18 protein-coding genes, 2 tRNA genes and 2 riboswitches are annotated in these 23,432 nt (G+C 26.4%); of the genes, 15 read left to right on the top strand and 5 right to left on the bottom strand.

Annotated elements, in window-relative coordinates:
• Positions 1-45 precede the first annotated feature (45 nt).
• Together EMELA_RS03865 and EMELA_RS03860 are read left to right on the top strand one after the other, a co-directional pair.
• Positions 46-121: transfer RNA gene (locus EMELA_RS03865), tRNA-Trp, on the top strand.
• Positions 122-155: 34 nt separating this feature from the next.
• Positions 156-231: transfer RNA gene (locus tag EMELA_RS03860), tRNA-Trp, on the top strand.
• Positions 232-295: 64 nt separating this feature from the next.
• Here the strand turns inward: EMELA_RS03860 and EMELA_RS03855 are convergent.
• Both EMELA_RS03855 and EMELA_RS03850 read right to left on the bottom strand, forming a co-directional pair.
• Positions 296-1,153, bottom strand: a complete 858-nt coding sequence (locus tag EMELA_RS03855; RefSeq protein ID WP_028124376.1) for a DegV family protein — start codon at positions 1,151-1,153, stop codon at positions 296-298.
• An 8-nt stretch (positions 1,154-1,161) separates the two neighbouring features.
• On the bottom strand, positions 1,162-1,992 hold the full coding sequence (locus EMELA_RS03850) for a DegV family protein (protein WP_028124375.1): 831 nt from the start codon (positions 1,990-1,992) through the stop codon (positions 1,162-1,164).
• Positions 1,993-2,069: 77 nt separating this feature from the next.
• Here EMELA_RS03850 and ytpR point away from each other — a divergent pair, with 77 nt between their 5' ends.
• From ytpR to tyrS, 3 genes are read left to right on the top strand one after another with little or no spacing between them, the layout of a single operon-like run.
• Entirely contained in the window at positions 2,070-2,651 is a 582-nt protein-coding gene (gene ytpR / locus EMELA_RS03845; protein ID WP_028124374.1) for a YtpR family tRNA-binding protein, read from the top strand.
• Between the two features lie 2 nt (positions 2,652-2,653).
• Positions 2,654-3,709 (top strand): nicotinate phosphoribosyltransferase, encoded by a 1,056-nt coding sequence (locus EMELA_RS03840; RefSeq protein ID WP_028124373.1) that lies wholly within the window; start codon positions 2,654-2,656, stop codon positions 3,707-3,709.
• Positions 3,710-3,719: 10 nt separating this feature from the next.
• A complete protein-coding gene (tyrS, locus tag EMELA_RS03835) occupies positions 3,720-4,961 on the top strand; it encodes a tyrosine--tRNA ligase (RefSeq protein WP_028124372.1) in 1,242 nt (413 codons plus the stop codon).
• Positions 4,962-5,215: 254 nt separating this feature from the next.
• Here tyrS and rpsD read toward each other — a convergent pair whose 3' ends face one another.
• Complete coding sequence (gene rpsD, locus EMELA_RS03830) at positions 5,216-5,842, bottom strand: 30S ribosomal protein S4 (RefSeq protein WP_028124371.1); 627 nt, start codon at positions 5,840-5,842, stop codon at positions 5,216-5,218.
• A 248-nt stretch (positions 5,843-6,090) separates the two neighbouring features.
• Between rpsD and EMELA_RS03825 the strand changes: the two genes are divergently transcribed.
• The 9 genes from EMELA_RS03825 to EMELA_RS03785 all read left to right on the top strand — a co-directional run bounded on the left by EMELA_RS03825 (position 6,091) and on the right by EMELA_RS03785 (position 20,329).
• Positions 6,091-7,881: a hypothetical protein gene (locus EMELA_RS03825; RefSeq protein ID WP_028124370.1), complete on the top strand. Its 1,791-nt coding sequence runs from the start codon at positions 6,091-6,093 to the stop codon at positions 7,879-7,881.
• Between the two features lie 18 nt (positions 7,882-7,899).
• Positions 7,900-9,102, top strand: a complete 1,203-nt coding sequence (gene thiI, locus EMELA_RS03820; protein WP_028124369.1) for a tRNA uracil 4-sulfurtransferase ThiI — start codon at positions 7,900-7,902, stop codon at positions 9,100-9,102.
• Positions 9,102-12,053 carry a DNA polymerase III subunit alpha gene (dnaE, locus tag EMELA_RS03815; protein ID WP_034971203.1) on the top strand — a complete coding sequence of 984 codons (2,952 nt, stop codon included), beginning with the start codon at positions 9,102-9,104 and terminating at the stop codon, positions 12,051-12,053. Before thiI ends, dnaE begins: the two co-directional genes overlap by 1 nt.
• 18 nt (positions 12,054-12,071) lie before the next feature.
• Entirely contained in the window at positions 12,072-14,759 is a 2,688-nt protein-coding gene (gene polA, locus EMELA_RS03810; RefSeq protein ID WP_028124367.1) for a DNA polymerase I, read from the top strand.
• Positions 14,760-14,774: 15 nt separating this feature from the next.
• Positions 14,775-15,602, top strand: coding sequence for a DNA-formamidopyrimidine glycosylase (gene mutM, locus EMELA_RS03805; protein ID WP_028124366.1), 828 nt, complete (start codon positions 14,775-14,777; stop codon positions 15,600-15,602).
• A 162-nt stretch (positions 15,603-15,764) separates the two neighbouring features.
• A complete protein-coding gene (locus EMELA_RS03800; protein WP_028124365.1) occupies positions 15,765-16,946 on the top strand; it encodes a DnaD domain protein in 1,182 nt (393 codons plus the stop codon).
• A gap of 9 nt (positions 16,947-16,955) precedes the next feature.
• On the top strand, positions 16,956-17,891 hold the full coding sequence (locus EMELA_RS03795) for an ATP-binding protein (RefSeq protein ID WP_028124364.1): 936 nt from the start codon (positions 16,956-16,958) through the stop codon (positions 17,889-17,891).
• Between the two features lie 92 nt (positions 17,892-17,983).
• Positions 17,984-18,997 carry a type I glyceraldehyde-3-phosphate dehydrogenase gene (gene gap / locus EMELA_RS03790; RefSeq protein ID WP_028124363.1) on the top strand — a complete coding sequence of 338 codons (1,014 nt, stop codon included), beginning with the start codon at positions 17,984-17,986 and terminating at the stop codon, positions 18,995-18,997.
• Positions 18,998-19,114: 117 nt separating this feature from the next.
• Positions 19,115-20,329: a phosphoglycerate kinase gene (locus EMELA_RS03785; RefSeq protein ID WP_028124362.1), complete on the top strand. Its 1,215-nt coding sequence runs from the start codon at positions 19,115-19,117 to the stop codon at positions 20,327-20,329.
• Between the two features lie 42 nt (positions 20,330-20,371).
• Here EMELA_RS03785 and EMELA_RS03780 read toward each other — a convergent pair whose 3' ends face one another.
• Positions 20,372-21,058: an ECF transporter S component gene (locus EMELA_RS03780; RefSeq protein ID WP_028124361.1), complete on the bottom strand. Its 687-nt coding sequence runs from the start codon at positions 21,056-21,058 to the stop codon at positions 20,372-20,374.
• A gap of 87 nt (positions 21,059-21,145) precedes the next feature.
• Positions 21,146-21,262, bottom strand: a riboswitch (FMN riboswitch).
• Positions 21,263-21,359: 97 nt separating this feature from the next.
• Here EMELA_RS03780 and EMELA_RS03775 point away from each other — a divergent pair.
• A complete protein-coding gene (locus tag EMELA_RS03775) occupies positions 21,360-21,689 on the top strand; it encodes a hypothetical protein (RefSeq protein ID WP_028124360.1) in 330 nt (109 codons plus the stop codon).
• A 401-nt stretch (positions 21,690-22,090) separates the two neighbouring features.
• Here EMELA_RS03775 and EMELA_RS03770 read toward each other — a convergent pair whose 3' ends face one another.
• On the bottom strand, positions 22,091-23,032 hold the full coding sequence (locus EMELA_RS03770; protein WP_028124359.1) for a hypothetical protein: 942 nt from the start codon (positions 23,030-23,032) through the stop codon (positions 22,091-22,093).
• A gap of 176 nt (positions 23,033-23,208) precedes the next feature.
• Positions 23,209-23,271: riboswitch (nucleoside riboswitch) on the top strand.
• The last annotated feature ends 161 nt before the right edge of the window (positions 23,272-23,432 follow it).

Genomic DNA, 23,432 nt, shown 5'->3' with positions numbered 1-23,432 from the left:
ATTGAAAAATTACGTTTTTTTATTTATAATATTTAAGTGTTTATTAGGGGCATAGTTCAGTTGGCAGAACATCGGTCTTCAAAACCGAGTGTCGCGAGTTCGAGTCTTGCTGCCCCTGCCACATAAAAGAAATTAGCACTCAAGGAGTGCTTTTTAGAGGCATAGTTCAGTTGGTAGAACATTGGTCTCCAAAACCAAGTGTCACGAGTTCGAGTCTTGTTGCCTCTGCCATTAAAAAACAAAATATAAAATAATAAAAACCCTTTGAAAGTTAAAGGGTTTTTATTATTTTAAGTTATTGAGAGACTTTTTTAGTGATGATGAAACCAATTGTATCAACACCAGCATGTGCTGTATATATATTTGGTATTAGTTCTTCAGAAAAATTAACTTTACCCTCTACTAATGCTTCTCTAGCAGCCTCATAAATTTTAGGAGAAGTTAAAGCAGTTCTAACAAAAATCATTTCATAGCCTTTTGTATAGCTATCATGATAAACTTTAACAATTTTATCCATGATTGAATGAACTGTTCTACCCATTGCTTCTTTTTTAGGTTCAGCTTCTCATTTTATTAATACTTTAGTTTTTAATAGGTTTAAAACTGTTGTAACAGCTTTTTTCCCTCTTCCACCACTGGTTAATCTTCTTAGGTCCCCAGGAAGAATTGCAATGTATATTGATTTTTCATATTCTTTTATTGCTTCATTAATTTGTTCAGGAGTTTCAATTTTTCCTTCTTCAAGTAAGTTTGAAATATAAAGTGCAGTTTGCTCAATTGCTTGTGCAGCAATATTTAAGTTTTCATAAACTGTAACTTTACCAATATATTTGTCATCTCTTGAAACCATCATTGCAGTTTGTAACATGCTTGATAAATTACCAGTAATAGGAATGTGATATATGTGATCATATTTTTGTAAAAGTTCGTCATATTTATTTTCAACTTCACCAGGACTTGCTTGACTAGTTTTAATGTCAACTCCTTCTGAAATTTGTTTAATGATATTTCTTTCTTTAACTTCTTTTGGTGTATCTAACATATCAGTTCCATTAGAAAAAGTAAAATGTAATGGTAAAACTTCAATATTTTTATTTTTTATTTTTTCTGATCCATTTGTTCCAGAACTATCTAATAAAATAACTATTTTCATATATCCTCCTATTTTTTCCATGCTGTAATTGCTAATGTTTCTTTTCCAGTATGTGCTGCAATTACAGGTGTAATTTGACTTTTTAAATTAATTGCAAAGCCCTTTTCTTCGATTAACTTCACAATTTCAGCTAATGTTTCAGGTTCCATTCTTGAGTAAGAAATATCAACAACCTTAACGCCCTTGGCATTTTTCTTGATTAAATCTAATGCTTCAGCAACGGCTTTTTTAAAAGTTCTTGCTGTTGCTTCTTTATCAATTTTTCCATCATATCTTAAGATAGGAACTATTTTTAGCATTTTTGCTAGACTAGCAGCTGTAGGACTAATTCTTCCACCACGTTTTAATGTATCTAAAGATTTAGGAATAATGTAACCAACAAAATCTTCATTAGCTTTTGTGATTAATTCCATTATTTCAAATCCTTTTTTATTTTGAGCAATTCAAAAGGCAACTTTTTTAACAAATTCTTGATTTACAATACTTACACCATTAGTATCACAAACAAAAACTTTACCTTTGTATTCTTCTTCAGTTTCACTTAAGATTCTATATGTGTTAAATTGTCCACTTAATCCTTTTGATAAAGGTAAAAAAATGATTTGATCATAATCAGTTAAAAGTTTGTCTCAAACTTTTAGCATTTCACCTGGTGTTGTTTGTGCAGTCTTTAAAATTTGCTTATCTAATAAGTCATAAAAAAAGTTATCATCTAACTTGTCATCACTAAAATGTGTCGTACCATCTTCTTCAACAATTAATAAAGGAACTTGGTATAAGTCCTTAAAGCTTTTTAAATTCCCATCAAATGATGAGTCAGTTAAAATAGCTATTTTCATAATCTAACCTCCTGTAGTGCTTTTTTAATAACTTAATTATATAATATTAATAAAATTATTAAAATAGAGGTAGATGTATGCGTACTAAATTTGGAGTGTTTTTTAATAAGCAATTTAATTGCTTGATGTTAACTTTGAATAATAAGCCAATTACAACATCAAAAACAGTAAATAATGTAGTTATATTAAAAAACGAAAATGATATTGTAGCAATCAATATTTTTGATGTAAAAATTGAAATTGATAAAAATTATATTTTTAATAGCCCACAAATTTATGAGTATATTAGCAGTGAATTAAAAGACATTGTAAGCTTAGAAAATGTTCCTCAATTTTTAATTGGGAAAATTACTAAATGTGAAAAAATACCTGACACACATTTAAGCGCTTGTGAAGTAAGCATTAACTCTGAAATTTTAAAAATAGTATGTGGAGCAAAAAATGCAAGAAAAGCTATTTATGTTGTTGTTGCAATAGATGGTTCTTGAATGCCAAATGGAATGCAAATAACTAAAGGGAAATTAAGAGGATTTGATTCTGAAGGTATGCTATGTAGTGCAAAAGAACTACAATTAGAAAGTAACGCTTTTAACAATGAAGGAATTATTGAATTACCTGATGAATATCAAAATCAAATTGGAAAAGCTTTTCAAGGTTAATTATGAAAAAAATAAATTTTGATAAAAGAATTAAAGATGGCTATTATATTGCTGACTACTTTAAAAAAACAAAACAAATAATCACAAATGAATTACCAAACTCAACTGTAACAATGCAATTTTTTCAAAGACAAAATAACGTATTACTTTCTGGAATGAGTGAGGTATTACAATTATTAGAATTTGCATGTAAAGATTATCAAAATCTTAAAATATGAGCATTAAAAGATGGAGACGAAATTAAAGCTTTAGAACCTGTTTTAAAAATTGAAGGTAAATATTCAAGTTTTGGTTGACTTGAAGGTATGATTGACGGAATATTAGCTAGAAATTCGTGTGTAGCAACTAATTCAAGAAAAATTGTAAAAGCGGCAAATAATAAACCTGTTCTTAATATGATGGATCGTGCCGATTCATATCTAACTTTACCAAATGATGGATATTCATCATGAATTGGGGGAATCAAATTATTTGTAACTGAGGCATCAATTGAGTTAATTGACGATAAAAGTATAGCTAAACCTTCAGGAACCATGCCACACGCTCTAATTCAAGCCTTTGATGGTGATATCATTAAAGCGACAGAAGCATTTTACACAAATTTCCCAAACAATAATTTATTATCACTAATTGACTATAACAATGATTGTGTAAAAGATGCAGTTAAAGTAGCAAATCATTTTAAAGAAAAATTATGAGCAATAAGAATTGATACTTCTGGAAATCTAATTGACAAATACTTAGAAGAACATAAAGATAACTATCCAAAAGATGCTAATTTATATGGAGTTAATAAGTATTTAATTAAAGAAGTTAGAAAAGCATTAGATGAAGCTGGACATAGCCACGTGAAAATAATTATTTCATCAGGTTTAACAGAAGAAAAAATTAAAGAATTTGAAGCAAGTAATACTCCAGTTGATATATATGGAGTTGGTGGGTACTTAGCAAAAATAGATAACAACTTTACAGGTGATGCAGTTTTAATAAACGGTAAAGAACAAGCAAAATTTGGAAGAAAAAATATATTATCAGACCGTTTAAAACAAATAAAATAAAGGAGATTATATGAATATAATAAAAGAATTAAAATGACGTGGTTTAGTTAAACAAATCACTAATGAAGAAAGATTATTAAAAGCACAAAAAAATGGTGCAGCTGTTTATTGTGGTTTTGATCCAACTGCTGATTCATTACATGTTGGTCATTTAATGATAATAGTGACTTTAAAAAGATTTGATAACGCTGGATTCCAAGCAATTGGTTTAATTGGTGGAGGAACTGGAATGATTGGTGATCCTTCATTCAAAGCTGATGAAAGAAAATTACAAACTGATGAACAAGTGAAATATCATGCTAATGCAATTCAAAATCAATTATTAAAAATAATTTCAGATGTTACATTTGCAAATAATGCCGATTGATTAGGAAAAATGTCACTTATTGATTTTTTAAGAGACGTAGGGAAAGACTTTAATATTAGTTATTTATTAAATAAAGATTCAATTGCAACAAGAATTAGTACAGGACTTTCAGTAACTGAATTTTCATACACAATGTTGCAAGCATACGATTTTTATAACTTATACATAAATCACAATTGTAAAGTTCAAATTGGTGGAAGTGATCAATGAGGAAACATTACAAGTGGAACAGATTATATTTCAACAAGAGTTGGATCAGCAAATACTGAAGCAGCAGGTTTTACAATTCCTTTATTAACAAAATCAGATGGTAAAAAATTTGGTAAAACTGAATCAGGTGCTGTTTGATTAGATGCTAATAAAACAAGTGTTTATGATTTCTACCAATTCTGAATTAATCAAGATGATAATGATTGCGTAAAAATGCTTAAATATTTAACTTTCTTAACTGAAGAAGAAATTAATACTTTAGAGGCAAAACATAAACAAACACCTCATTTAAGAATTATGCAAAAAAGATTAGCTGAAGAAGTTACAAAATTTGTACATGGTGAAAAAGAATTAAATAAAGCAATTAAATTAACTGAAGCATTTTTTGCAGGAGATATCTTATCTTTAGATGCTGAATTATTAGAATTAGCAATTAAATCAATCCCAACAGTAGAACTAGAAAAATCAACATTAGCTATTGATGCAATCATAAGTGTTAATGCCGCAACTTCTAAAAGAGAAGCAAGAGAATTTATTGGATCAAATGCAATTTCATTTAATGACATCATTATAAATGATGAAAATATGGCTATTTCTGAAATCAAAACTATTCAAAATGACAAAATTATTGTTAAAAAAGGTAAGAAAAAGTATTATTTATTAAAAATTAAATAAAAATATTCCATAAATGTGTTTAAAATTTGGAAGAAATACATTATAATAAAAATAGGGGATAAGTAATTTATCCCCCCGCATAAAAACTGCTAATAGCAGTTTTTAAATCTTTTTCATTTATATATACTTTTATTATCAAATTTACATTTTATTTTTTCTCTCAAAACAAAAGTAACTTATTTACGGATGAGTTTTATATATATTAATGTTAAATAAAAAAACACCAACGTAGTTGGTGTTTTTAAGTTTAATTATTATTTAATTAAACGGTTGTATCATTCAACAATTAAAGCATCGTTGATTTCTAGATTTAATTCTTGACGTTCAGGTAATCTTACAAATTGTCCTTTTAAGTTAGCTTTGTCTACTTTAACAAATTCAACTGTTGATTCATTGTTTTGTAATGCTTCAGCAATTTTATCGTTTTTCTTCATAGCTTCTTTAACTTCAATTTGATCTCCTGGTTTTACTTGGTATGATGGAATATCAATTTTTTTACCATTTACTAAAATGTGTCCGTGGTTAACTAATTGACGAGCAGCTTGTCTAGTCATTGCGAATCCAAGACGGAAAACGATGTTGTCTAATCTTGATTCTAATAATACTAGGAAGTTTGTCCCTAAAATTCCACCGTGAACTTTTTTAGCTTTTGCAAATGTATTTCTAAATTGTCTTTCAGTCATTCCATACATGAATTTAACTTTTTGTTTTTCTTGTAATTGAGCACCGTATCCACTCATTTTTAAACGAGCTTTGTCTTTACCATGTTGACCTGGAGTTGTTACTCTTTTTTTACCTTTGCTAAATTCTTTACCATTCTCAAGAATTGAGAAACCATATCTTCTTGCTTTTTTAAATGTTGATCCTGTATATCTTGACATACGTTATCTCCTTTTTAAAATAGCGTTATTAAAAATAGTCTTTAATGAATTCCTTACTAACCAGTTTATCAATTCGCTCTTACTGCAAAGAGTTACTACTTTAATTACAATAAACAGTTTTTAATAAATATTCATCCGCAGAATATAAACAATAACTTTAATATTATATATAAAAACAACACAGTTTTCAATTCAAATGTGTAAAATATATTTGTTATAATTATATATAGTAGAAATGTGGTGATTTTATGAATTTATTCTCAGCTTTATCAAGTAAGCCAACAGCATTGTTAGCAGTATGTATTGTTTTAGTTATTATTTCTATTTTAGGATTAATTGGAACATTAGTTACACTGATACTTTACAAAAAAATTGTTGAGTATACTTATGAAAGTTCAAAATACTTAACATTTGTTGATGCATCGCCATTAATCAAAAAGATCATTATTGTTTATAGAGTTTCTTTACAAAATAGAGATAACAAAAATCTAGAAGCAACATTTTTAATTTTATTAAGAAACTACTACAATATTTTTGCAGAAAGATTTGTGAAATTAACAACAGAAACAGCAGAGATGTTTAATCAAAATAGCTATAGACCAAAACCAACGTTAAAAAATTACATGAAAGCAAAAAGAATTTGTGATGATGCTTTTAGTTTATTAACTGATAATACTGAAACAATTAAAAATATTGAAACAATTTTAGAAATGCAGAATGTTGCAAGAGATTGATATATTAATGTAATTGAAAAAACAAACAATGTACTTTCATTAATAAAAACAACCAATGATACAGCAAATGTTGTTTGAAGCCCTAATGCTTTAAATGCGACTTATGTAAACAATTTAAGATTATTAATTGAATCAGCAAGCATGGATATTAAGAGAGCTAAATACAATCAGGCAATTTCAGGCTTAAAAGAGGCATATGAAATAATTGCTAAATTAATTAGAATTATTGATGATAGTGAAAAAATTATTTACCTAGTTGATCAACAATTAGAAAATAAACTAAAAGAAATTGAAAGTTCAATTTTACAAAATTTAACAAGTAATGAATTAGAAAAACTAAATAAAACTTCTCAATTTAATTCATTGTATTGTTTATACACAAATATGGTTACAAGTATTAAAAGAAATATATATTCATTAAATATTGAAAGAGCATACGAAATTTCAGAAAATCTTTTATTACAAATCAAAAGTTTTGAAACAAACATGAAATATGAAATGTTAATTAAAGAATTTATTAACAATAGTGAAAAAAAAATTACTAATTCTTTTTCAGCTTTATGAAATGAAATAGTATCAATTAAAGATGTAATGAACTTAAATGAAGCATTTGGAAGTGTTAATAATATTAATTCAATTAAAAGTAAAATTTTGTCTGTTGAACAAATAGTTAAAGAACATCAAAAAAGATATAACAATTTATTGGTTGAATTTGAGAACAGTAAAACATCAGTGCAAAAACTTAATTACACAAAACAAGGTGGAATACTAACTGATCTACTTTCAAAAATATTTGTTTCTTTTGAAAAGTTAAGAGTTATAAGATCTGAACTAACAACAGAAGAAGACATTTTAAATGAAATTGAATCAAGAAATATGAGCCTTAAAAAGATATTAGCAATAATGGAAGTAATGATTGCAAAAAATGCTACTGTGTCGGTTTTAAAAACATTCCAAGAAGAAATTAACAATGGATTTAAAAAACTTACTTGATCAGAAAAACAATTAAAAGCTGATCCAAAAATATTTTTTAATAGACAGAACTATAACGCAATGATTGATTATTTAGATTCAGAAATTATTAATTTTGCAATGTTAAGAAATGATATGGCTTCAACTATTTATTTAGCTAAACTAGCTGAAATGAGTCTTTCGTATTTAAATCGATTTGGTGGAATTAAATTAATTGATGAAAAAATAAGTGTATCACTTGCAAGATTAAAAGAAGAAAACTATGAAACTTGTTTAAAAGACAATGTTGCAATTTTAAATCACTTAAATTCACAAAATATAGCAGTTAGCTAAAATAGAAATCAGGGAAAAATGAAAAGTATATTAGTAAGATATGGTGAACTAACATTAAAAGGGAATAATAAACATATGTTTATTAGTAAACTTTTAGATAATATTAAATTCAAGTTAAAGCAATTTGATCAATCTAAATTAAAGTTCATAAAAGATAATAATTCACTAGTTATTGATGTTGAAGATACAATTCTAGATCAAGTTTTGAATGAACTAAAAACAGTGTTTGGGATATATTCTTTATCTGTTATTGATAAACTTGTAAAAGATTTAGAAGAAATTGGTAAGAAAGTAATTGAAATTGCAAAGAACTCTGAATTTAAAAGATTTAAATTAGAAATTACAAGAAAAGATAAAAGTTTTCCAATGACTAGTGCTGAATTGAAATTAGCTTTAGCACCAATGGTTTTAAGAGCAGTTGATAATCTTATTGTTGATGTACATAATCCTGATTTAAAAATTGAAGTTTTAGTTAAAAAAGATGGAATCCAAATTTTTTCAAAAAAAATTGAAGGATTAAAAGGATTACCAGTTGGTGTTAGTGGAAAAGGACTTTCATTATTAAGTGGAGGAATTGATTCACCAGTTGCTTCTTTCTTAACAATGAAAAGAGGGATGCATGTTGATTTTATTCACTTCATGACTCCACCTCATACTTCACCTGAAGCATTAGATAAAGTTTTTAAATTAGCAAAAATTGTTTCAAAATATAATTCAAAAAAATTTAATTTATATGTTTGTGATTTTTCAATGTTATTACATGAACTACAACATATGCCAGAAGAAAGTTACAAAATTACAATCATGCGTAGAATGTTTATGCGAATTGCTAACTTATTAGCTAAGTCAAATGGACATGAAGCTTTAATAACCGGTGAAAGCCTTGGACAAGTTGCTTCTCAAACAATTCAAAGTATTGATGTTATTAATACAACAAGTAATTTACCAATCCTAAGACCAGTATTAACTTATGATAAAGAAGAAATCATAACTATTTCAAAATTTATTGAATCTTATGAAACATCAATCTTACCATTTGATGATGCTTGTTCATTATTTGTTCCTAAACAACCAGTAACAAAACCAAAAAGATGAATGGCAGAACAACAAGAAAATGCAATTTTATGAAATGAATTATTAGATTATACAATGGAAAATAAAATTCAAAAATTTGTTTTTAATAACGGAGATTTTGTAGAAGAAATTATAAAGGAGGATTAATGTCAAATTTTATACCCTTAATAAATGTGCGTAGTGTTTATAATTTTCAAGAGTCATTAATTAAAATTAATGATTATATTTCTTTTGCTAAAAAAGAAGGTTTTGAATATTTATTTTATTGTGAAAACAAAACTATGTATGGGGTAGCAGAATTTTACAAAAAAGCTTCTAAAGAAAATATTAAACCAATAATTGGTTTGTCTATTGAATTAGAAAGTGGAAAAATCATAACATTAATTTCAAAAAACCAAAAAGGATATAAAGACATTTGTTTCATTTCATCAGAACTAAATGATGAAACAAAATTAAATGATGATCAAACACTTGAATTGATTAAAAGTCGCGTTAATCACAATTGTTTTTTAATTACAAATTTAGAAAAAAGCAAAGACTATTTTAATGATGCTGAAGTTTTAAATACAAATCAAATAAAATTGTTTTTTAATACAATTAGATATATCTCTGATAATGAACAACAACATTACAGAGGTGTTTTTGCTTTAAAAAATGGCATCAATATTAAAGAAGCTGAAAATCTTTATAAAATCGATGAATCATATCCTTATGCAGATGACATTCTTGAAGTTTTTCCTGATACTTTAAAAGTAACTGAATTAATTAAATCAAAAGTTGAATTAGATATCTTTGAAAATAATGAAAAGCACATGGCTAAATTTTCTGCACCATACAATATGCCAAGTTTTTCTTATTTAAAACAAAAATGCTTAGCTGGTTTAAAACATTATTTAACTAAAATTAAAAATCAACCTGTCACATCAGAGTATTTAGATCGTTTAAATACAGAGTTAAGTGTTATTGAAAAAACAGGTTTTGCTGACTATTTCTTAATTGTTCATGATTATGTTTCATTTGCTAAAAAGAATGATATCATCGTTGGGCCTGGAAGAGGTAGTGCTGCAAGTAGTTTAGTTTCATTTTTATTACGAATAACAACTATTGATCCAATTGAATATAACTTACTATTTGAAAGATTCTTAAATCCTGAACGTATAACTATGCCAGATATTGATATTGACTTTCAAGATAATCGAAGAGATGAAGTAATTGAATACTTATTTGAAAAATATGGAAGATACAATGTTGCAACAATTGTTACCTATCAAACAATTGGTTTTAAATCTGCATTTAGGGATGCTTGTAGAATTTATGAAGTTGATCTTGATAAAGTTAATTTAATAACAAAATCATTAACTGATGATTATTTAGATTTTGATGAAATTATCAAAACACAAAAACTTATTCGTGAATATAGCGAAAAACCAGAATTCAAAGATATCTTTAATTTAACAGAAAAACTAATTGGTTGTCCTAGACAAACTGGAACACATGCTGCTGGGATTATCATTAGTGATGTGGATTTAAGAACAGTTTTACCAATTAGACAAGGCTTAAATGGAATTTATCAAACTCAATTTGATATGAACTATCTTGAAGAAATCGGTTTAATTAAAATGGATTTATTAGGGTTAAGAAATTTAACAACAATAAAAGAAATTATGGATCTTATTAAACAAAATTATAAAAAAGATCTTAGTCTTTCAAAAATTGATATTCATGATGCAAAAACATTTGAAATTTTAAGACAAGGTAACACAACTGGAATTTTTCAACTTGAATCGCAAGGAATGACTAATTTAATTATTGATATGAAAGTTAATAGTATTAATGATATCTCAGCTGCTTCATCATTATATAGACCTGGTCCTCAAGAAATGATTCCAGAATATATTCATAATAAAAACAGAAGAAAAGTATCATTGGTTGATCGAAGTCTTGCTGACATTTTACTACCAACATATGGAGTTATTGTATATCAAGAACAAGTTATGCAAATACTTCAGTTAGTAGGGAATTTCTCATTAGGAAAAGCTGACATTGTTAGACGTGCAATGGGTAAAAAACAAATTGAATATATGATGCAAGTTAAAGATGAATTTATTAATAATGCAATTGCTAATAATTACTCAAAGGAAAAAGCAACAGCAATTTGAAATTGAATTGAGAAATTTGCAAAATATGGATTTAACAAGTCACACGCGATCGCTTATTCTTACATTGGATATTGATTAGCATGATTTAAAGCACATTATACTGCAGAATTTTATACAGCTTTATTAAATGGTGTGATGGGTAACCAAAGCAAAACAAGTAAATACATTAAAGAAGTAAAACAATTTGGAATTCAAGTAATTAAACCATCAGTAAAATACATGAATTCTAATTACATAAGTTCTGAAAATAGAATTTATATGCCTTTAACATTGATAAAAGGAATTTGAAAAGAGTTTACTACTACACTAAATAAACTTTATAATGAACATGAAGATTTATTTGAAGATTTAAATAAATTCTTCTACTACATGAAAAATAAAGGTTTAAATGAATCAAATTATAATTTATTAGCAAAAGCTGGAAGCTTTGATTGTTTTGGTTATAATAAGTCAACAATGGTTGCAAATAGAGATTTTATTTTTAGTGCCATGACTGCTTTTAATGAAAATATAAGTTTAGACAAACAAACTAAAATTGAAAACTTGTTTGAAGAACAATTAAATGAAGAAGTTGAATCTAATTATGAAAAAGAAGTATTTGGGTTTTATATATCAGCAAATCCAATTACTAAACTTAAAAATGAGAATGCATATTTTAAACCTATTGATATTATTAAATTAATAGGTAATATGAATGAAGTAAATATTATTGGTCAAATTTCAGGAATTAGAGTTATCAAAGATAAAAATAAAAATAATATGGCATTTGTAACTGTGTTTGATGACACTGAGTCAATAGATTTAACTGTGTTTGCTTCAAACTTTGATAATTTACAATATGATTTAGTAGCAAATAAAAATTACATTTTAAAAATTAAAACACAAACTTATAAAAATAGAATAACTGGTATACTAGAAACAATAGTTAAACCAATTTAAATTAGAAAAGAGGGAAATATGAAAAAGATTTTACTAGTTGATGGAAATTCATTACTTTTTAGAGCTTATTATGCAAGTGCATATTCAGGTGTAATCTTAAAAACAAGTAACGGAATACCAACAAATGCAGTCTACTCATTTGCTAACATGCTAACAAGCTTAGTTAGTGATCGAGACTATCATGATGTAAAAGTCGCATTTGATAAATCTAAAAAAACTTTTAGACATGATAAATTAGAAAACTATAAAGCAGGTAGATCAGCAACACCTGAAGAATTAATCCCTCAATTTCAAATTGTTAGAGAGTTTTTAGATTCAGCAAATATTACTTGATGTGAAAAAGAAAATTATGAAGCAGATGATTTGATTGGAACAATGGCCAGAATTATTGAAAATCATTGTAATGGTTTTGAAGTTGAAATTCTAACAAGTGATAAAGATATGTTTCAATTAATTACTGATAAAACAAAAATATTATTACCAAAATTAGGAACTTCGGATTTAGAGTTATTTGGTGAAGCAGAATTAATGACTAAATGAGAAGTAGCACCAAAACATGTTGTGGACTTAAAAGGTTTAATGGGAGATCCATCAGATAATTTAAAAGGTGTTGAAGGTGTTGGAAAAAAAACAGCTATCAAACTTTTAAAAGAATTTATAACTGTTGAAGGCATTTATGAAAACATTGATGCTATTTCAGGTAAGTTACAAGAAAAATTAATTAATGGTAAAGAGTCTGCATTTTTATGTAAAGAAATTGCAACTATTAATTGTGATGTTGAAATGGAAGAATTAAAATTTGATCGAATCAATGTTAACTTAAATGGATTAATTAATTTTTTAGAAAAATATGAAATGGTTTCATTAGTAAAAAGATTAACTAATCGAGTTGGTGTTATAAATAAACTTGAAGATGTAAAAGTAAAAGAAAAAATTAAATATCAACAATTAGTTAAATGAGATAATAGTTATGCATCAGAGTTCAATTTTATTTATGTAGAATCACTTGAAGAAAATTATCACAAAGGTGAAATTATAGGACTGGCTATTGCGAACGAAAAAGGATACTTTTATCTTGATACTGTAAAAGATGACACAGAACTTGAAGCATTTTTAATAAATTCTGATTTTAAAAAAGCAACTTATGACATTAAAAAGGTTGTTACTTTATTTGCTAATGCACAGATTAATTTTAATTATGATTCATTTATTTATGATGCTATGGTTGCTGCTTATGTTTTAAATCCTAATATTACTTCAAGAATCCAAAACTTATTTAATATTGTTCAAATGGACTTATTATTAGACGAAGATGAATTAGTTTATGGTAAAGGTGCTAAGCAAAATAAGGAAATTGATTTAGAATTAAAATCATTATTCATTGTTAGCAAGTTAGAAGTATTAAAAACTTCATATGATTTAATTCTTAACAGCTTAAAAGAAAATGAACAGTTTGAATTATATCAAGATATTGAATTACCACTTGTTAAAGTTTTATTTGAAATGGAACAAAAAGGAATTTTAATTGATAAATTAGAGTTAGATAAACAAACTGCACTGACACTTTCAAAAATTGAAGAAATTGAAAAAAAGATGCGAGTAGTTCTTACAGGTTATATTGATGATAGTTTCAACTTTGCATCACCAAAACAGATTAAGGAATTATTATTTGATCAATTAGGATTACCTTCAAATAAAAAACAAAGTACTGATCGTGAAGCATTAGAAAGAATAGTTCATTTACACCCAGTTGTAAATTTATTATTAGAACACAGAAAACTAAATAAATTATATTCAACATACTTAAGAGGTTTTGAAAAATTTATTTTCTCAGATCATAAAGTACACACAATCTTTAATCAAACATTAACAAATACAGGTAGACTTTCATCATCTGAGCCTAATATCCAAAATATTTCGGTTAAAGATGATTTACAAAAAGAAGCGCGTAAAATATTTATTTCTAATCCAGATACTAAATTTTATAGTTTTGACTATTCTCAAATTGAATTACGTGTTTTAGCTCAATTAGGTCATGAAGATACATTATTAAGTATTTTTGGATCAGATAGAGATATTCATACAGAAGCAGCTCGTAAAATATTTAACCTAGCAGATGATATTGAAATAACAAGTGATCAAAGAAGAATAGCTAAAGTTTTTAACTTTGGAATTATTTATGGTTTAAGCGATTTTGGTTTAAGTAATGACTTAAAAATCTCAATCCCAGAAGCAAGACAATTTATTGAAGAATATTATAATTCTTTTCCAAAACTTATGTTATATAAAAATAGTTTAATTAAAGAAGCAATGGAAAAAGGCTATGCTTCAACTTTTGCAAATAGAAAAAGAATAATTAATGAATTAGCTTCAACTAATTTTATGGTTAAAAGCTTTGGAAATAGAATAGCAGTTAATATGCCAATTCAAGGTACTGCAGCAGATATTTTAAAAGTAGCTATGATTAATATATCAAATGCTTTTGCAACTCAAAATTTAAAAAGTTATATGGTTACTCAAATTCATGATGAAATTATTTTTGAGATTTATGAATCTGAAGTGCAAACTGCTTTAGAAATAATTGAAGCAAACATGAAAACTGCATTTAAAGATCTTGCAAAAATAGTTAAAAAAGATGAAACTGAAATTAATATTAAACTTGAAGTTAACGAATCAAAAGGGAATAATTGATTTGAACTAAAATAAAAAGGAGTGATTTATATGCCTGAACTACCAGAAGTCCGAACAGTTGCCAATTTTTTAAATAAAAACTTAGTAAACAAAATAATTCTTAAAACAGAGTGCTTTTTTGAAAAAATGGTATGAAGAAATGAACTTAAAGATTTTATTAAAAAAACAGAAAATCAAAAGATTTTAAAAGTTTCTAATTATGGTAAATATTTAATGTTCGAATTAGCATCTCAAATAATGATAAGTCATTTAAGAATGGAAGGTAAATGAAGTATTACTTCTAAAGAAGTAAACATCTATAATAAAAATCATTTACGATTACAATTTGAATTATCAGATGGTGAGTATTTAAAATATTATGATTCAAGAAAATTTGGAACAATTGAAATTTGAAATAAAGATGAGTACCTAGAAAAAAGTAAAATGGATAAGCTTGGTCCTGAACCATTAAATAATCAACCTCCATTTGAGTACTTAAAAGCAAAAGCAGAAAAATCAAATATGTTGATTAAAGCATTTATACTTGATCAAAGTATTTTATGTGGAATTGGTAATATTTATGCAAATGAAATTTTATTTTCAGCTAAAATAAACCCTGAAAGATCAACTAAATCACTTACTGATAAAGAACTTAAGTTAATTATTAAATACTCAAATGAAATACTTCAAAAAGCAATTGATATGAAAGGGACTTCAATCCATAGTTATAAATCTGGAGATGGAGAAATTGGTCAATTTCAAAATGAATTAAATGTTCATTTAAGAAAAGATGATGAATGCTTTATTTGTGGTTCAAAAATCATTAAAAAACAAGTTGCAGGTCGTGGAACTTACATTTGTTTAAAATGTCAAAAGTAACTTTTTGTTGAAATGTGGAAAACTTTAAATAAGCGTACTATTTTATGTATGTTTTTTCCTTGCTTATAAACACTACAAAAAATTATTAAAAAGTCTATGCAATTTATTAAAAATTTTAAGTTTTTTTATTTTATATTTATATTTGTATTCAGGAGGTAAAGTATGAGCATATTGAATCGTAAATATTTAATTCATTGGACAAAAGAACTTGCAAAAGAAGACCATGAAGTATTGTTCAACCTATACCAACCTATTATCGGAGCTTCTGCAATTGGTTTATATAATACATTGATATTAGAAAGCAATTGAAGTAAAAAGCTAAACTCATCACCATTTAGTTTAGAAAGAATTGCATTGATGACTTCTTCATCAGAAAAGCAACTGAAAAAAAACTTGGGGAAACTAACTAAATTAAAATTAATTAAATGCTTTAAATCTAAAAAAAGTGGAAACATGGCAATCGTATTATATTCACCACTTTCACCAAGACAGTTTTTTGAAAATGAAGTTATCAAATCTTGACTACTAAGAAAAGTAGGAGAAGAGAACTTTGAACTTGCTCACTTACAGTTTAAACATAAAGAATTTAATGTTAATGATTTAGACTATGAACTTGAGGATTTATTTGAAAATAATGAAGAAAATGAATTTGATTTTGTTGATTTAGAATCAGTTGTTAATACAGAAAGAAAAGCAGTTTATTTATGTGATCAAAATTTAGATTTAAAAGAGTTGGAAAGAATTTTATTACAAAAAGGAGTTATCCTAGAATTTAATGAAAGTGTTAAATCCAATCTTGATGCATTATTAGTCAAAAAAGATTTTGATATAAATTTCATTGCTAAATTAATGATTGAAAATTATAAAAAAACATCTAAACAAATTGATTGAATTTCATTAAATAGAGAAGTCAATATGTTTTTAAGAAGTGAACTTAAAAAAGTTCTAAGAGTTTATTTATCAGATGATGATATCAACACTATTAATAGCTTTAATTCAACAGAATGAATAAAATTCTATAACGAATGCATGGGTGTTGAAGCCGATCAAAATGTTATTGATATTATTAATAGCTTAAAAGTAAAGTACAATTTATCAGATGGGATATTAAATTGTTTAATTAGTTATTCTTATTTAAAGAATAATAAAAAATTTATTTATAACTATGTTGTTAAAATAGTTGAGAACATTAAAGCAAAAGGTATTACAACAACAAAAGAACTTTATACACACTTGAAAAATGTAAGTATAAAACATGACAATAAAATTGAAGAAGCAGACAAACCTCGTAAAAAAGCAGTTAATGAGTTTGTTATGGATACAAATATAAATATAGAATGGTAGGTAAAGTATATGGATATTCAAATTTTTAAAGATAATAAGATTATTGCTCAATTAATAGCTGACAGCATTAATAATTCAAATCCAATTACTGATGAAGTTTTAAAAGAAAATTTTATTATTTTATATGAATTTGTATCCGATTATACTGAATGTAAAACAGGTTTTTTAAAAGACTGTCGTCAAAGAATTAAGGGAAGACAATTAAATTTAACTTACAAAAATTCTAATTTTTATTTAAGTTCAAGTCCATGTGTACATTTCTTATATGAAAACAAAAACCAAATGATTAAAAATAATTATATTTATAAGGACTTTAGTGTAGATGTTTATCCAAAAACAATTAAAGATTATTTAGATGCTTTGAAAACAGAAAACTTTTTTAACGAAGAAGAAATTCAAGAAAGAAAGTTACTTATTAATAATGCTGGAAAACAAATTTTAAAATACATTGAAGATAAAACAAAAATTAATTGTGAAAATATTAAAGGTGTTTATATTTATGGAAAACCAGGAATTGGTAAAACAACAATCCTAAAAACCCTTGCGAATGAAGCAGCAAAAAGAAATGAAAAAATCTTCTTTTGTACAGCAGCTGATTTAATTGAAAAATGTAAAGAACAATTTAATAAGACTTCAGGTACATCAATTCCATACATTGATCAAATGAAAAAAGCAGATATATTATTTATTGATGATTTTGCTGGTGAAATGGTTTCAAACTGAACAAGAGATAATTTATGATATGTTGTTTTAAACTATCGAATGAATCGAAAAAAATTAACTTTTATGTCTTCAAATTTTAATAATGATGAACTAGACAAAGTTTATACTATAACAAAAAATATTAAAGAAATTGAATTAACAAAAGTAGCAAGATTGAAAGAAAGAATATTAACTTTGACTTCATTTTGCGAACTAAAAGGTGAACACTCTAAAAGAACATAAATTATCAAAGAATTTTTTGAAAAAATTGTTCTTTTTTATTTAAGAGTGTAAAATTATAAATGTATAGATATTACAAGAGAGGAAAAATATATATGTCAAAAAAAGTTGCAATTAACGGATTCGGAAGAATAGGACGTTTAACATTTAGACAATTATTCAACCAAGGAGTTGATATCGTTGCTGTTAACGATTTAACAGACACAAAAACATTAGCATATTTATTAGAATTTGACTCAGCACAAGGAAAATTCCAAGAAGGAAAAATTTCATACACTGATAACTCAATTATTGTTAATGGAAAAGAAATTAAAATTTTCGCTGAAAGAAATGCAGCAGACTTACCTTGAGGAAATTTAGGAATCGACTTAGTAATCGAATCAACAGGTTTCTACACAGATAAAGAAAAAGCATCAGCACACTTAACAGCAGGAGCAAAAAAAGTTATTATTTCAGCACCTGCTACAGGAGAAATGAAAACAATCGTTTACGGAGTTAACCACAAAAACTTAACTGCTGATGACATAATTATTTCAGGAGCTTCATGCACAACAAACTGTTTATCACCAGTAGCTAAAATTATTGATGAAGAATTTGGTATTGTTAAAGGAAAAATGGTTACTGTTCACGCTGTAACAAACGACCAAAAATTATTAGACTTACCTCACGGTGATTTAAGAAGAGGACGTGCAGCAGCATGAAACATCGTTCCTTCAACAACTGGAGCAGCTAAAGCAGTTTCATTAGTATTACCAAACTTAAAAGGTAAATTAGATGGATACGCATTACGTGTTCCAACAATTACAGGATCAATTACAGACGTTACTTTACAATTAAGCAAAAAAACAAGTGTTGAAGAAATCAATGCTAAAGTTGAAGCAAGAATTAAAAGTGATGCTGACTTAGCAAAAGCAATTAAATTTAATACTCAACCAATCGTTTCAGGAGATACAATTGGATCATCATTTGGTTCAATCTTTGATGCAACATTAACAAAAATTACTGAAGTTGATGGTGAACAATTAGTTACTGTTTGTGCATGATATGATAATGAATCATCATATGTTTCACAATTAGTAAGAACAACAATTTACTTCATGGGATTATAATTCCAAGAATTAATAAAATGAAATACCTTTTAGGGTATTTTTTTTGTTTTTTTAAATTTAATAATTTATATAAAAGAGTTAAAATATATATTGTAAAGAAAAAAAGAGGAGAATAGAATGAATTACAATTTGAAAAAAACATTAAAAGATATTAATGTAAAAGGTAAAAAAGTTTTAGTTCGTGTTGACTTTAATGTTCCATTAAAAGATGGAATTATTACTGATGATAATCGTATTCAAGCAGCATTACCAACAATTAAATACTTAATTGAAAATGATGCAAAAGTTATCTTATTTTCACACTTATCAAGAATTAAAAGTGAAGATGATAAAAAAACTAAATCATTAGCTCCAGTAGCAAAAAGATTAGAAGAAGTATTAGGACAATCGGTTATTTTTGTAAACAAAACAAGAGGTACTGAATTAGAATCAGCTATTAATGCATTAAATGAAAAACAAGTATTATTATTTGAAAACACTCGTTTTGAAGATGTTAAAGATGGTGAATTTGTTAAAGCAGAATCAAAAAATGATCCTGAGTTAGGAAAATACTGAGCAGGTCTTGGAGATGTATTTGTTAATGATGCATTCGGAACTGCTCACCGTGCGCATGCTTCAAACGTAGGAATTGCTTCAAACATTTCAGAATCAGCATTAGGATTCTTAGTTCAAAATGAAATTGAAATGTTAGGTAAAGGAATTGATGCACCTGAAAGACCATTTGTTGCTATTTTAGGTGGAGCAAAAGTTTCAGATAAAATTGGTGTTATTGATAACTTATTAAGCAAAGTTGACAAAATCTTAATCGGTGGAGGTATGACATATACATTTCACAAAGCAATGGGATTAGAAATTGGTAACTCATTATTAGAAGCTGATAAAGTTGAATTAGCTAAAGAATACTTAGAAAAATCTAATGGAAAAATTATGTTACCAGTTGATAGTTTATGTGCACCTGAATATGCTGATGTTACTTCAATATTATGTGGTGAAAATGTACCTGCAGGAATGATGGGATTAGATATCGGACCAAAAACTATTGAAATGTATCAAAAAGAATTAGCAAACGCAAAAACAGTTGTTTGAAATGGACCAATGGGAGTTAGTGAATTTGAAAACTTCAAAGCTGGTACAGTTGCTGTTTGTGAAGCTGCTGCAAAACGCAAAGCTGATGGAGGATTTACTTTAATTGGTGGAGGAGACTCAGCTGCAGCTGCAATTAAATTAGGATTTAAAGATGAATTCTCATGAATTTCTACAGGTGGTGGAGCTTCATTAGAATACATGGAAGGTAAAGAATTACCTGGAATCGCTGCAATTCAAAACAAATAATTTAAATAAATAATTAAAAGCAGACATTAATGTCTGCCTTTTTTATGCTCTTGATTGTTTTAATAAAATTAATAAGACTTTAATAGTTGAAATAAATAATAATATATTAATTATGTATTTAGCGATTGTAACACCAAATCCAACTCATAATAGCATAGTTCAATAACCACTGCCATCATCATGTAAATAGTACATATTAAAGATAAATTTATCATTACATAGCATTGAAATAAAACCAGATCCAATCATTGAGATTAAACCAGCAATACAAATTAAATAAATTAGTATTGTAATCTGATTTTTAAAATTAAATTTGAATAAGATAAATTTCTTTAAGATAAATAAAACAATAGCGAAGATAGTTAAGAAGAACATATCTGATATCATCATTGATAATAAACCGATTGGCTCGCTTCCTAGTAGTAATCTAAACCAAATAGCTGAAATTGAAAGAATTGAGGCGTATATGTAGTTTGAGCATAAATAGATGATTAGAATCACAAAGAAAGATATTTCAATTGTATATACACCAACAATCATTGGAATTGCAATTCCCATAATAACTTTTGAAATAATAGTCATAATGATCTCAATTGCAAATAGCATTGAAAGAAGTGCAATCTTTCTAATATTTAATTTAAAGGTATCTTTAAATACTTCTTTTCAATTCTTAAGGTTAATTTCAGCGAAATCATATTTATAGTTTCAAAGCCTATATTTTTTATCCATTAAATTAACCTCCTTGCAATAAAAAACCGCTTCTAAATAAGCGGGGCGCACAGCAAAAAAATGTAAACAGTTTAATGTTTATCTTGCTGACATTTTCTCCCATCCGGACTATACCGTCGGTTTCAGAATTTCACTGAATCAACTATTGAAAGCTCATGGACTATTACCATCGGTAAGGAATTACACCTTGCCCCGAAAATGTTTATAAGTTAATTATATTAAAATTAGAAAAGTATTTTTTGTTTTATAAAAATAATTGCATGAAAATTGTAAAATATGATTAATTCATAAGTAGGTTTTCATGAAAAGTTGTAGTTTTTTTAAACAAGTGATTAAACCATATAAATTAAGCAGTAGTGGTCAAATATCAAGTGGAGCATTTTACTTTCCAAATGATTCTAATTTTGGTTATGTAGCAACAGGCAGAAAAACATTTTCAAATCATATGGGATGTTCTAAAATTGTAAATAAAAAATTTTGACCATGAATAATATTGGGATTTGCATTCATAATAGCTTTTTGCCTATTATTTGTATTTGGAATGATAAATTTTTTAGTGCAAAATCATACGATTGAGATAGTAATGGGAGTGTTACTATTATTGATCAAGCTAGAAAAACCAAGGGTATAACTGAACTTGTATTTTGTGGTATAACATTTGTAGCTACTATAATCGTAGGGTTTGGTGGTTATGCTTAATCATTTCTTAAAGATGGTCAACATTCAAATGATTATATTGATGAAGAAGCTAAACTTATGTATGATGCAGCGCTTTAAAAAGCTAAAAAGGAAATAAAATAATGGCAAAAGATTTAAATAACATTTATGAAGTTGAAACATTGGATAATATTTATCAACAAAATTAGAAGAATTATTAAATAGTTGTAAAACATTAGTTATTCCGTTACATAAAGGTGTTCATGCTAGTGCATCTTTAGATAAAGGTTATTCAGACTTTTTAAAAGCTAACATTGAATTAAAAGAAGAAAAAAATAAATGCTATTTGTGTTTGTGGTGAGCGAACATCTTAATTTATTTTGCATTTTGTTCTTGAACACGAATATCATCAACTTTTTCAAAGTTATTAATTCTAACAACTTGTTCTTTTGATCATAAACCTGAAATAATTCTTGAATACATTGCAACAACTCAAGTAACATATCAGATTTCAAATCCAATTCTTGAGAATGCAAATAAGATAGCAAATACTTTAAAGAAGCCATCATAACGATTCATGCATGCAAATGATTGGAAGATAACTCCGATCAATCTAACAATTGACATCATAATTAAGAATACTAATTCTACAGTAGAAATAATTGTAAAGATTACTCCAACAACTTGCATTACATAACCTTGTAGATTTTTTTCTTTCATTAATTCTGAAGCATTGCTTCTTGCAAATAATCCATATCCTAAGATTCCAATTAACAATCCTACAATACCTAAAGTTATTGATAAGAATCCAATTAAACCAAAATCACTTTTTGTATCAATTAATTCATTAAATGTTATTCCTGATGATAATGAAATTGAAATAAATGTTACTAAAAATAATGTAAATCCAAATAACATTGTAAATCCTAAGTTTTTTGCTAAGAAAGCTCTAGGGTTTAATGAAGATTCAGTTTCGATGTTTGGCATTGAAGTTAAAATAAAAGGTGTAATAATTCCTCCAACTCCAACACTAAGTACTGCAAGAATATATCTATTAGCAATAACTTCTTCATCTGATGCAGTTTTTAAATAAGTAATAATTACATAAGCTGAATAAATTGATTTTCATAAGAAGTAAACTTCAATTCCAATTATTAAAGCGCTTAATGTAGGTTTTTCTTTAATAAAACCATCAGTTAATAAGAAATAAATTGTAATCACTAATATAATTCCAGTTATCATTGTTCCAAGTATTTGAGCAAAAGTTATAAATCCTCTAGGAATATAACTTCTACCATAATTTCTATATGTATCCATATTTTAATAAAATTCCTTTCTTTTTTATTAGATTAATTATAAACTTTTTACACTTAAAAGTATATTAAGAATTTAAATTAAGATTTTTAAAGCCACTTTAAAAGTGTTGTAAATTTCTTAGTGTTGTAAGTTTCTTATTTTAGATTTAAAATGTAAATAATAAATTAATAATAAAAACTTATACAGGGTAGAACAATCGGCAACTGATCTGCTTCAAGACCAATTTTGTTACTATAAGTAAGTATTTAGAAAAAAAGGTTAATTAAATGTTTTGAAGTGTAGTATATTTTTTATTATTGATCCCAAGCATTATAGGTTTAATTCAAATAAATAATATGGACACTAACTATAACAACAATGATAAAATTAAAATTTATATTGTTGCAACTTGTTTTTTAGA

It is taken from the genome of Mesoplasma melaleucae (genome assembly GCF_002804105.1).
Lineage (GTDB): Bacteria > Bacillota_I > Bacilli_A > Mycoplasmatales > Mycoplasmataceae > Mesoplasma > Mesoplasma melaleucae.
This window is presented reverse-complemented; position numbering and strand designations above follow the sequence as displayed.